Below are 11,004 nucleotides of genomic sequence, written 5' to 3'. Positions count from 1 at the left end.
AAAAATTTTAAGAATGGAATTTTTCTTTAAATAAGATCCTTATTTTTTTGATTAAAAATCAAACAAAGAATGTTTAGTATTATTAATAAATAAAGATTGATATTAAATTTATTTCTCTCAAATAAAGATAATCAAAAATAGAATACTAATATTGAATTACTCTTTAATTAGAGAAAGATTATTAATAACAATAATCGTGATTATTTATTTAGTATAAAACAATTCCTAATTTTCTTAATTATATTAAAATTAACTTTATTCTTATTGAAAAAGTATAGCCTACTCTATTTAGTGTATTAATTTTCAGCGAGTATATTAATTAAACACTACTTGTTAATTCCTTGCATCCCAAATGTGAACAAAACGTTTTGAATTACTTGCAGTATAGATAACAGTATGTGAAATATTTCGATGTCCCAAGTAATCTTGAATTAAACGGGTATCTCTACCTAAATCTGCTAGTGCATAGCCACATGCATGGCGTAGCATATGGGGATGAGGAGAAATGGATACATTAGCATCTTTACCTAAACGGCGTAGTAATCCGTATACTTGTTGACGAGAGATTGGACCTGTTTTTTGGGATAAAAAGACCCATTCTGAATCTGATTCTCGCCATGTTTCCCTTTTTTTCAACCAGTTAACTAATGCTTCATATTCCTCTTCTATAATTGGTTGTGTTGTTGATAACCCCCCTTTTAAGCGCCTGACATAGAGTATTCGACTTTCTAAATCAATGTCGCTTAAGGTTAATCTGCATAACTCACTCACGCGAAATCCATGTAAAAAACACATTAAAAACATGCAGTAATCTCTTTCTGGATACCGGCCTTCCTTTGCTTGCTTCAAAATAGAATTGATCTCAAAACGTGTAAGAAACTTTCGTTGCTTCATTTTCATAACCTTTTCAATGAGATAACAAGGAACAAACGTCAATTGGTGCATCACTATAACAAGTAATATACATCAATAAAGAGTTGTGTTTTTTTTATGCATTTACTTTTACTTGTTCATTTTAAACAAGTTTATTGAAAGTTTATTTGTTTTTAGAAAATGAAAGTGATTGATAAAAAAAGTGAAAAATGACTATTGATAGGAGTTTGGTCATCTTTAGAGAAATAAACAGAATACACCATTATGTTCAGTAAGCAATTTCCTGAATGGGGATTAAGTGCTTACTTAAACTATAGCCATCAAACTTATTGGAATAAACCTAATAACGATAACTATAACTTGTCGTTAGCAAAAACAATGGATATTGGTGATTTTAAAAACATCAATCTCAGTTTGTCGGCATTTCGTAATAAATTCAATGGCACTAATGATAATGGTGTTTATATGAATGTCAGTATGCCTTGGAGTGATCGCGCAACAATTAGCTATAACACTGTGATCAATAAACACGGTAATTCACATAATGTCAGCTATTACGATCGTATTGATAACAATAGTAGCTATCGTGTTGGTGCGGGTTTAAGCAGTAATGGTAAGCCATCAGCAGATGCTTATCTCATGCATTATGCCGATACCGCATTAGTGACAGCCAGTGCGAGCCATATTACTGGTGAATACACTTCTGCAACATTATCACTACAAGGTGGAGCAACAATTACACCAAAAGGTGGTGCTTTACACCGTACCAGTCGTACAGGTAGTACTCGTTTACTTATTGATACAGATGGTATTTCTGATGTACCAGTGAAAAGTATCGGTGCTATTACGCGTACTAATGCTTTTGGTAAAGCAGTATTGCCTGATATCAATGATTACTATCGTAGTAGTGCCAGTATCGACCTTGATCAAATGCCAGATAATGTTGAAGCATTACGCTCAATTCAACAATTAACACTCACTGAAGGTGCTATAGGTTACCGTCATTTTGATGTGGTTTCAGGACAAAAAGCGATGGCTGTTATTCGCTTGAAAGATGGTTCTAATCCTCCGTTTGGCGCCACTGTGACAACAGAGAAAGGACGTGAGTTGGGTATTGTGAATGATGGCGGAAATGTTTATCTGACAGGTATTAATACTGGTGATGTATTAAGTGTGCGTTGGAATGGAGAAGAACAGTGTAAAGTCCGCATTCCTGCCTTAGTTGAAGGGCAAGTCCTCTCTTCATTTTTGCTGACCTGTGGTGATGGCGATATCGCGCCATCAACCTCTAATCCAAGAACCGAACCCTTACCTCAACCTCAATTGATCACTAAATAAGGTTAGGAAAAAGGGAAAGATAAAAATAATTTCAGACAAAAAGAGTAATTTAAAATGATGTTATTAAAGCGCTTATTTGTTGTAACAACCACTTTATTAACTGGAATGATGTTTACTAGTCAAGCCATTGCTGCGATTGCTTTAGATAGAACTCGCGTCATTTTCAATGGTGCGGATAAATCGATTAGCTTAAATGTCAGTAATCAAAATAAAGAATTACCTTATTTGGCACAAGGTTGGATGGAAAATGAGAATGGGGAACGTATCGATTCTCCATTGCTGGTTTTACCACCGATCCAACGTATTGAACCTGGTGATAAAAGCCAAGTAAAAGTGCAGTCATTGCCAGATATTGCCAAGTTACCCCAAGATAGAGAAAGCGTTTTCTATTTTAATTTGCGTGAGATCCCACCTCGCAGTGACAAACCCAATGTGTTGCAAATTGCATTACAAACACGAATTAAATTGTTTTATCGCCCAGCAGCGATTTATGCCACTCAAACAGATTTGACTCATCCTTGGCAAGAAAAAATCATCTTAACCAAAAAAGGGGATCGTTACGAAGTGAATAACCCGACACCTTATTATGTGACATTGGTTGATGGATTAACGGGATTACAAGGAAAAAGCCTTGATGGTTTTCAGCCATTAATGATAGCACCTAAAAGCACAGGAACGATAAATCTAAATGCCTCTGCATTTGGTGCATCACCAGTATTAAGTTACATCAATGATTATGGTGGACGTCCACAGATGAAATTTAGCTGCAATGGCAATGAATGCAAAGTGACAGAAACATCAGCAGGATACTAAATAGGTCTATTTTATGAAAATGGAACAGCGGTTTAGCCCAAGCAAAGCAGTGTTGATTTTTATTCTGGCAACATTTACTGGAGGCCTAAGTTTTACTGCTGTTGCGAATTTACCCGCGAGAGCGGTGAACAATGCTATTCCTGGAATTGTTTATATCAATATTACTGGAAATGTTATTGCACCACCGCCTTGCTTGATCAATGACGGCAAAATGATTGAGGTAAATTTTGGCGAGGTGATGAGCACGCGTATTGATGGCACCAATTATAAACAGCCAGTTCATTATACAGCGACGTGTCAAAAAATGCCGACAAATGCGATGAAGGTTTATATCACTGGTAGCGCAACGGGATTCGATTCAAATGCACTACAAACAGATATTACGGGATTAGGGGTGCGTATTTTATATAAAGGCCAACTATTAGATTTAGGTAAAGCGATTAATTTTACCTATCCTAATTTGCCTGATTTAGAAGCGATCCCTGTTCGTGATCAGAGTGCCACATTAATTGGTGGTGATTTTGTCGCCAGTGGCACACTGCATGTGGATTATCAGTGAGAGGTCAGAAAATGAATAAATTAAAATACATGTGTCTGATTATATTACTGAATTCTTACTCTGTTATGAGTGCTGACACACCAAATATGAAATTATTTGGCACATTATTAGTACCACCACCTTGTGTTATCAGTAATAACGAACTGATTGATGTCTATTTTGGGCACAACGTAGGTATTCATAAAGTGGATGGCATTAATTATACCGAATCAGTGAACTATCAATTGGTGTGTGACCCAAATTTAAAAGGTTGGGATTTGGGACTTTCTATTATTGGTCCCAAGACACAATTTGACGAGGCTGCATTACAAACCAATATTCCCGATTTAGGTATTCATCTCACTCAGGATGGTCAGCCTTTTAAATTAAATGAACGCATTGCGATATCTCCGGATAAGCCACCGGTGATCCAGGCCGTACCTGTTAAAAGACCGGGAAGTACTTTACCCGAGGGTGCATTTGAAGTTTCAGCAACACTTCTTGCTGAATACCAATAGGAGCGCATTGATGAAAATAAAAAGATTGTCGATCCCGTTCGTTTTGGGTTTAGCCACATTTATGGGATTAACACCAACTGCGTTCTCTGCACCAGACAATATGTACTTTCACGGGATATTAGTTGATGAACCTTGCACCATAAAACCGGGTGATGAAACCGTTGAATTAGATTTTGGCAATATTCCCGATAAGAACCTTTATGCGTATCAAAGAACACCGAGCAAATTATTTCAAATTCGCTTATCTGAGTGTGATTTAACGATTGGTAAGAGTGTCAAAATTACCTTTAAAGGTGATGAAAATCAAGCCATGGCAGGACAAGGCTTTTTAGCTATCAGTCCAAGTAGTCAAGCAGCAGGCATTGCGGTTGGATTGGAGTCTGAAAATGGAAATGCGTTACCTGTTAATAAAGAGACAGACAAACTTTCATTAAATGCAGATGACACGATTTTGAATTTTTATGCCTTTATTCAAGGTGAGCCGGATGCGATTGCCAACCAATCCATAAAACGCGGTCCATTTAGTGCAATAGCCACATTCCATTTGAATTATGACTAATTAGTAGGATTGAGGTTTTACATGTTGATATTAAAACGATTTCCGGCTCTATGTATCGCATTAGGCTTGTTATTTTCAGCGCCTGCGATGGCATCTATTTTTTCTTATATTACACATTCTGAAGGTGAACCTGCTCACGCCACTTATACCTATGTTATTCAGCGTTGGGATCCCGAAGATCCCTATACCCCAAATCCTTGTTATGGATGGAGTAAATGTTGGATAACAATTAACCATAAGCATGATGCAAATGGTTCCCCAGGTTCTGCGGTAAGAAGTATTGTTCGCGTTGAAAAAGAACGCTATTTAGCGGGTGTTCGTGATGCGGTCATGAGGGTTGAAAGTTTTCCAATACAAGGAACTGCGCGACATGATGGTGATCCACTGACCTCAAACCAAGAATGTGTCGGGCTATTTTATGAATCAAGGGAAGGGGGATGGTCTCCAAATGGACGCTTATTACCGGGATCATTATGTGGTATTGCTCCGCCACCTGTAGGGGCCTGCAAAATAACGGAAGGAGCTGTAAACCTTAATTACGGGGATATTGACGAAGCAAGTTTAGACAATGCAGCTCGTGCTCAAAATATTAATGTGACTTGTAACTTAGCAATGAAAGTTTTGGTTATTGCATCAGGCTCAGACAGTGGCCGAGTTCCATTACGACCAGATAACAGTCTCTATGCTGATTTATTTCTTGATGGTTATCCTGGTGAAAAAGGCTCCGTTATTAATGTACCTAAAAATGGAACAATACCCGTAGAGGTTAAATCAATTCTACACACCAATGGCCGAGTTGCACCGGGCTATTTCTCTGGTTCTGGCTCAATTATTTTAACAATGCCTTAATCATGATAATGGATGAATATATGAAGAATTACGATTTTACAGATATTGATGTTAATGCGTTAGTTGGCAAAAGAATTCAGAAAAAACGTAAAGAATTAGGTTATACCGGTGTGCAGATTGCTGAGAAAATCGGTGTAAGCCAACAGCAATTTTCTCGCTATGAGCGCGGGATGAATAAAATAGATTTAAGTTATCTCGTTTTGTTGGCGAATTACCTTAATACGCCTATTTATTGGTTTTTTGAAGACTGTTTTATACCAAAGACCTCATCTGAAAATCAGCGTATTGATAAACGCAGTAGTATTATTGCGGAAGCGACGCCTGATGTTTTTTTATACTAATACATACCACTAGTGCGATCTAAACTTGGTGTTTTAGTGTGTATGTATTTCTTTGATTGATTACCTGATTGGTAAGGCAAGGGAGACCTTGCCCTTTTTTTATCGTTACTCTTTAAGATTATTGTGTTTTTATGTTTTTCATATTAATACGTTTAATTTCTGCCATAAAACCACGAGTTAATGTTACAAAAAAGCTAAAATTTTAACCTGTCATGACCATTTATTTGTCATTATTTCCTCTTTAATAGTAATTACAACCGTTACTATCAGGTTTGGCAGAGTGTTTAATCGTTTCTGAGTATTTATTCAAGAGATTTCTAGCGATAAAAGGTTAGTAAATAATCACAATAATGTTAAAAAATGTTATCTTGTGCACATTTTTTAATTTTAGATGTTATTAATTAGTTTTTATATAAGTGATTTGTAATTGAATTATTTTGTTTTATCTTATTGTTTTTTAACTTAATAAATAATTTATTTGCTCTGTTTATTCCGATGATTATCTTAAATAACCTATTAATAATTGGTATTAACAGATAGTCATAATAAAAAAGCTTGTGTACTGTGCATTTTCTGTTTTTTTATAAAAAGGATAAATGATGCAAACAAAAAAACAGGGAGGCAGTCGCTTTCTACGCACAGTGGAATGGTTAGGAAATGCGCTACCCCATCCCGTTATTTTATTTATTATTTTAATTGCTATATTACTTGTCTCTTCAGCGGTTGGTGAATATTTTGGTGTAACAGTACAAGATCCTCGACCTGAAGGCGCTAAAGGCCGTGCAGAAGATGGCTATATTCATATTATTAGCTTGTTAGATGCTGATGGTATTCGTCGCATATTAGCCAATGTTGTCACGAACTTTACAGGATTTGCCCCTTTAGGTACGGTGCTGGTGGCATTATTAGGTGTCGGTATTGCCGAACGTGCAGGTTTATTATCTGCAGTTATGCGTTTAGTCGTCATGAAAGCACCTCGTAAAATGACCACGATGGCCATTGTATTTGCGGGTATTATGTCAAATACTGCTGCTGAATTAGGTTATGTGGTATTAATTCCATTATCCGCGATTATCTTCCATTCGTTGGGACGACATCCTTTAGCAGGTCTTGCCGCTGCATTTGCGGGGGTTTCTGGAGGTTACTCTGCAAACTTGCTCTTAGGTACGATAGATCCATTGTTATCGGGTATTACACAGCAAGCAGCGCGTATTATTGATCCAACCTATATCGTGGGTGCTGAAGCGAACTGGTACTTTATGTTTGTCAGTACATTCCTAATCACTTTCTTAGGTTACTTCATCACAGAAAAAATCGTTGAACCTCAATTGGGGCCATATAACGGTAATGAACTTGATGAAGAAGAAAATGATTTAAGGAATGCAGCAGAAGTTACACCACTAGAAAAGAAAGCGTTATGGGCTGCCACAGGTACATTCATTGTTATGGGCGTGATTTTGGCGCTCACTGTTGTTCCTGAAAATGGTATATTAAGAAACCAAGAAACAGGACTAATTGGTAACTCACCTTTCTTAAAATCTATCGTTGTCTTTATTTTCTTGTTCTTCGCAATCCCGGGTATTATTTATGGGTGGATTGCTAAGACAATGCGTACCGATAAAGACATTGTTGATGCTATGGCGAATTCAATGAGTACACTTGGGCTCTATTTAGTGATCATTTTCTTTGCCGCTCAGTTTGTTGCTTTCTTTGGCTGGACAAACATAGGACAGGTTATTGCTGTTAAAGGTGCCGCATTACTTAACAGTATTGATATGCCAAGTGGTTTGTTGTTCTTAGGGTTTATTTTAATCTGTGCCTTCATTAATTTAATGATTGGTTCTGCATCAGCACAGTGGGCGGTAACTGCCCCTATTTTTGTCCCCATGCTAATGCTTGCAGGTTATGCACCAGAAACAATTCAAGCCGCATATCGAATAGGAGATTCTGTCACTAATATCATCACACCAATGATGAGCTATTTTGGTTTGATATTAGCGGTTGCGACAAAATATAAGAAAGACACAGGTATTGGCACCATGATCTCTATGATGCTACCTTATTCTGTCATTTTCCTCATTGGTTGGTCACTCTTATTCTATTTATGGGTATTTGTATTCCATTTACCAGTAGGACCCGGTTCACCAATCTATTACACACCAACAGCAGGTTAAATATCTGCTTATGCCTGAAGCTTATACAGGGATGTATAGGCTTTATTCTTTTTGTTTTTTACTCATTTCTTTTTTTGTGATTTGCCAATTTTTCAGTTAGTTGAATGGCATAGTCTGCATGTAAAAACTGAGTATCTAAACCTGCTTGTTGTAGTTTCAACTCAAGTAATGCTAAACGCTTTTGTAGTGATTCATTCTCTTCTCCTGTTTCATTTAGCGTGCTTAGGATTTCGGCTAGCGATAATGCGTCTTTTCTATCTTGCATTTCAGGTGGCAAAAAACCTGCATTTTTTAATAAATGATAACTTGCTCTAAGTGACTCTGGGACATGGCTATTATCATCAAGGATCAGTGGTTTTCCTTCACCTTTAAGTGATGATAGCTCACCTTTTTGTAGCGCTTGTTCAATATGGCGTTCAGCCCATTCATCAATAATTGACATTGTAAACCTCGTTGTTTTGAGATTGTTTTAAAGAAAAAAGATCACACATACACAATTTACCTTGATTAGATTATATTGTTTGATATTATATTTTTATATTATATAAAAATATATATTAAATAAGGGATAGCTAATGAGCAAGTACAAAGAAATAGTAACAGACATTGCAAATAATATGGGCGCACTGTCTCAAAATATTCCAGAAGTGATGAAAGCTTTTATGAGCACCACTAAAGCAGGGGGAAAAGAGGGGGCATTAGATGTAAAAACAAAAGAATTGATTGCTATTGCAATTGCTGTTGCCAATCGTTGCGATGGTTGTATTGGATTCCATACTAAAACATTAGTGGAACTGGGTATTACGGAACAAGAACTAGCCGAAGCATTAGGCGTTGCTATTTATATGGGCGGTGGCCCTTCAGTGATGTATGCTGCTAACACCATGGGCGCTTTTAAAGAGTTTAGTCAATAAGATATTTATTATTATATAATTAAATCGAGTAGTAAAAAACCAGAATAAGTTCATTCTGGTTTTTTTATTTATTGTTGTTTGTTGATTTTCTGTTTAATCTAAGCGTTTATTCTTTAATAAAGAATAAACTACTGACAAAGTCATAAAGTAAGAAATATTTATTATTAAAAATAGATTAATAATAAATTTAAGTATTATTTTAAAAGCAAAAATATATATTTTTTATATGGTTATATGATTATTTGATAAAAACAAAAGGGTTGCATATTTTGTTTTTATCAAGAAGTTACATACCATTTAATTATAAATTAATAAATAATAATTGAATTTTTTATAAGATAACTCTTCTAAGTACTAGTTTGTGTAAGGCGAATTTTATTTTAATGAGGAATGTATGAGCGTCAATTTTGTAGAAAGGTACAAATGGTTTCTACTTTTTATTTTTATATTATTAACTTATTTCATTCCTTTAGAAACACGATTATTGTGGCAACCAGACGAAATTCGTTATGCTGAAATTAGTCGAGAAATGTTGGCATCAGGTAATTGGTCTGTACCTTATTTACTTGATATTCGCTATTTTGAAAAGCCTGTTTTAGGTTATTGGCTAAACAGTGTTGCACAGTGGTTATTTGGATCGGGGCATTTTTCCGTTCGCCTTGTTGTTGTCACTTCAACATTGTTAACAGGTCTATTTGTTTATCGGGTAGCTTTGTTAGTTTGGCATAATCAAGCGCTCGCTTTTAACGCATTAGTAGTGTTTTTATCTTCATTTCTCGTGTTGTCTATTGGCACTTATAATATCCTTGACCCCATTGTGACCATGTTTGTTACTGTGGCAATGTATTATTTTTTAAGTGGATTATTGGCAACAGATAAAAAATCAAAAATTTATACTTCTGTTTTAGTGGGTATTTTTTGTGGGCTAGGTTTTTTAACTAAGGGGTTTATTGCTGTTGTACTACCCGCATTAGTTTTTGTGGTTACGGCAATTAGTCTTTCTCGATTTAAAGAAGTACTTTGTTATGCCCCTATTGCATTTATGGCTATGTTGTTTATCGCTGCACCTTGGGTAATATCCGTTGCGCTTCAAGCACCTGATTATTGGCATTACTTTTTTTGGATTGAACATGTTCAGCGCTTTATCGCAAAAGGATCAGCAAGATCACAACCTATATGGTTTTATTTACCTATTGTTATTTTAGGTATTTTGCCTTGGTTGGGATTTTTATTCGGTGCACTTAAATCGGCACTTTTTTTGAAAAAAGGTACTCTCTATTTTTCATTTTGGTTATTTCTCTTTTTTACGTTCTTTTCCGCTTCAAGTGGCAAGCTATTAACTTATATGTTGCCTTGTTTTGTTCCATTATCGATTTTGATTGCGAGCTACATGGAAGAGTTGAAAAGTAAATCAAATGAAAAAATTCATACTCTAAATGCAATAATAAATACAGTTTTTGGAGTAATAGGTGTTTCTATTATTATCTATTCACTTTATTCCTCTCGATTTACACTATATGAAGCCGATGAGCAATATAAAGCACTGCTGGCGATAGGGGGATTTCTTGTATGGAGCATGATGGGAATTATTTCATTCTTTAAATCAACACGTTTGTTAACTTTATTTTGTTCTATTGGATTAAGTCTTGTTATTGGTTATGCCATTCCTCATAAAATTGAAAGTAAAAATACGCCTGAAAAAGTGATAAATGACTATTATAGCGAGTTGGTAGATAAGCCTTATATTTTAACGGATGAAGTCGGCATTGGAACCTCACTCGCATGGGGATTAAAGCGTACAGATATTCGTTTAACGGAGACAAAAGGGGAGCTAGCTTATGGTTTGGCATATCCTGATGTGCAAAATAAATACTATGATATTAAGCAGTTGGTCAACTTAATTGAAGAGAATAACTATCAAGGGATTGCGATTGTTTTAGTTCGGCCTGAGCGAAAAGAGATATTATCCGTTATAAGCCAATTAAAGGTAAAACCTACTGTGGAGAAACAAGGTGATTTAACTTTTGTTTTCTTTAATTAGCTGATATTAAACTCTATTTTTATTTTATCAAAGGCTGAAGAAATTT

At 35.7% G+C, this 11,004-nt stretch carries 12 protein-coding genes; 10 read left to right on the top strand and 2 right to left on the bottom strand.

The window, feature by feature from the left end:
* Positions 1–333 precede the first annotated feature (333 nt).
* Complete coding sequence (gene mrpI / locus GWJ05_RS04615; protein ID WP_036932685.1) at positions 334–894, bottom strand: phase variation DNA invertase MrpI; 561 nt, start codon at positions 892–894, stop codon at positions 334–336.
* A gap of 243 nt (positions 895–1,137) precedes the next feature.
* On the opposite strand from mrpI, the gene GWJ05_RS04610 reads away from it, so the two are divergent.
* From GWJ05_RS04610 to GWJ05_RS04575, 8 genes are all read left to right on the top strand, one after another.
* Complete coding sequence (locus GWJ05_RS04610; protein ID WP_202612555.1) at positions 1,138–2,211, top strand: fimbria/pilus outer membrane usher protein; 1,074 nt, start codon at positions 1,138–1,140, stop codon at positions 2,209–2,211.
* A gap of 54 nt (positions 2,212–2,265) precedes the next feature.
* Positions 2,266–3,024: a fimbria/pilus periplasmic chaperone gene (locus GWJ05_RS04605; protein WP_036932679.1), complete on the top strand. Its 759-nt coding sequence runs from the start codon at positions 2,266–2,268 to the stop codon at positions 3,022–3,024.
* A gap of 13 nt (positions 3,025–3,037) precedes the next feature.
* Positions 3,038–3,583, top strand: a complete 546-nt coding sequence (locus tag GWJ05_RS04600) for a fimbrial protein (RefSeq protein WP_036932678.1) — start codon at positions 3,038–3,040, stop codon at positions 3,581–3,583.
* A gap of 11 nt (positions 3,584–3,594) precedes the next feature.
* A complete protein-coding gene (locus GWJ05_RS04595) occupies positions 3,595–4,080 on the top strand; it encodes a fimbrial protein (RefSeq protein ID WP_036938661.1) in 486 nt (161 codons plus the stop codon).
* A 10-nt stretch (positions 4,081–4,090) separates the two neighbouring features.
* Positions 4,091–4,639 carry a fimbrial protein gene (locus GWJ05_RS04590; RefSeq protein ID WP_036932677.1) on the top strand — a complete coding sequence of 183 codons (549 nt, stop codon included), beginning with the start codon at positions 4,091–4,093 and terminating at the stop codon, positions 4,637–4,639.
* 21 nt (positions 4,640–4,660) lie between these two features.
* Positions 4,661–5,488, top strand: a complete 828-nt coding sequence (locus GWJ05_RS04585) for an MrpH family fimbial adhesin (protein ID WP_087803028.1) — start codon at positions 4,661–4,663, stop codon at positions 5,486–5,488.
* Positions 5,489–5,508: 20 nt separating this feature from the next.
* Positions 5,509–5,829, top strand: a complete 321-nt coding sequence (locus GWJ05_RS04580; RefSeq protein ID WP_036932674.1) for a helix-turn-helix domain-containing protein — start codon at positions 5,509–5,511, stop codon at positions 5,827–5,829.
* Positions 5,830–6,428: 599 nt separating this feature from the next.
* The gene (locus GWJ05_RS04575) at positions 6,429–8,003 is read left to right on the top strand and encodes an AbgT family transporter (RefSeq protein ID WP_036932673.1); all 1,575 of its coding nucleotides are present in this window, start codon (positions 6,429–6,431) and stop codon (positions 8,001–8,003) included.
* A gap of 58 nt (positions 8,004–8,061) precedes the next feature.
* Here GWJ05_RS04575 and GWJ05_RS04570 read toward each other — a convergent pair whose 3' ends face one another.
* The gene (locus GWJ05_RS04570; protein WP_036932671.1) at positions 8,062–8,445 is read right to left on the bottom strand and encodes a DUF1992 domain-containing protein; all 384 of its coding nucleotides are present in this window, start codon (positions 8,443–8,445) and stop codon (positions 8,062–8,064) included.
* A gap of 133 nt (positions 8,446–8,578) precedes the next feature.
* On the opposite strand from GWJ05_RS04570, the gene GWJ05_RS04565 reads away from it, so the two are divergent.
* Both GWJ05_RS04565 and arnT read left to right on the top strand, forming a co-directional pair.
* Positions 8,579–8,917, top strand: a complete 339-nt coding sequence (locus tag GWJ05_RS04565) for a carboxymuconolactone decarboxylase family protein (protein WP_036932670.1) — start codon at positions 8,579–8,581, stop codon at positions 8,915–8,917.
* A 394-nt stretch (positions 8,918–9,311) separates the two neighbouring features.
* A complete protein-coding gene (gene arnT, locus GWJ05_RS04560; protein ID WP_161681116.1) occupies positions 9,312–10,958 on the top strand; it encodes a lipid IV(A) 4-amino-4-deoxy-L-arabinosyltransferase in 1,647 nt (548 codons plus the stop codon).
* Positions 10,959–11,004 lie beyond the last annotated feature (46 nt).

The sequence above is a fragment of the Proteus sp. G2626 genome (assembly GCF_009915985.1).
GTDB lineage: Bacteria > Pseudomonadota > Gammaproteobacteria > Enterobacterales > Enterobacteriaceae > Proteus > Proteus vulgaris.
Note: the sequence above shows the minus strand (reverse complement) of the source record. Positions and strands in the feature narration are given on the sequence as shown.

Bases quoted from the DNA above. Each gene is read 5' to 3' on its own strand.
- GWJ05_RS04580 (WP_036932674.1), top strand. From the start codon at position 5,509: ATGAAGAATTACGATTTTACAGATATTGATGTTAATGCGTTAGTTGGC.
- GWJ05_RS04600 (WP_036932678.1), top strand. From the start codon at position 3,038: ATGAAAATGGAACAGCGGTTTAGCCCAAGCAAAGCAGTGTTGATTTTT.
- arnT (WP_161681116.1), top strand. From the start codon at position 9,312: ATGAGCGTCAATTTTGTAGAAAGGTACAAATGGTTTCTACTTTTTATT.
- GWJ05_RS04565 (WP_036932670.1), top strand. From the start codon at position 8,579: ATGAGCAAGTACAAAGAAATAGTAACAGACATTGCAAATAATATGGGC.
- GWJ05_RS04590 (WP_036932677.1), top strand. From the start codon at position 4,091: ATGAAAATAAAAAGATTGTCGATCCCGTTCGTTTTGGGTTTAGCCACA.
- GWJ05_RS04605 (WP_036932679.1), top strand. From the start codon at position 2,266: ATGATGTTATTAAAGCGCTTATTTGTTGTAACAACCACTTTATTAACT.
- mrpI (WP_036932685.1), bottom strand. From the start codon at position 894: ATGAAGCAACGAAAGTTTCTTACACGTTTTGAGATCAATTCTATTTTG.
- GWJ05_RS04595 (WP_036938661.1), top strand. From the start codon at position 3,595: ATGAATAAATTAAAATACATGTGTCTGATTATATTACTGAATTCTTAC.
- GWJ05_RS04585 (WP_087803028.1), top strand. From the start codon at position 4,661: ATGTTGATATTAAAACGATTTCCGGCTCTATGTATCGCATTAGGCTTG.
- GWJ05_RS04610 (WP_202612555.1), top strand. From the start codon at position 1,138: ATGTTCAGTAAGCAATTTCCTGAATGGGGATTAAGTGCTTACTTAAAC.
- GWJ05_RS04575 (WP_036932673.1), top strand. From the start codon at position 6,429: ATGCAAACAAAAAAACAGGGAGGCAGTCGCTTTCTACGCACAGTGGAA.
- GWJ05_RS04570 (WP_036932671.1), bottom strand. From the start codon at position 8,445: ATGTCAATTATTGATGAATGGGCTGAACGCCATATTGAACAAGCGCTA.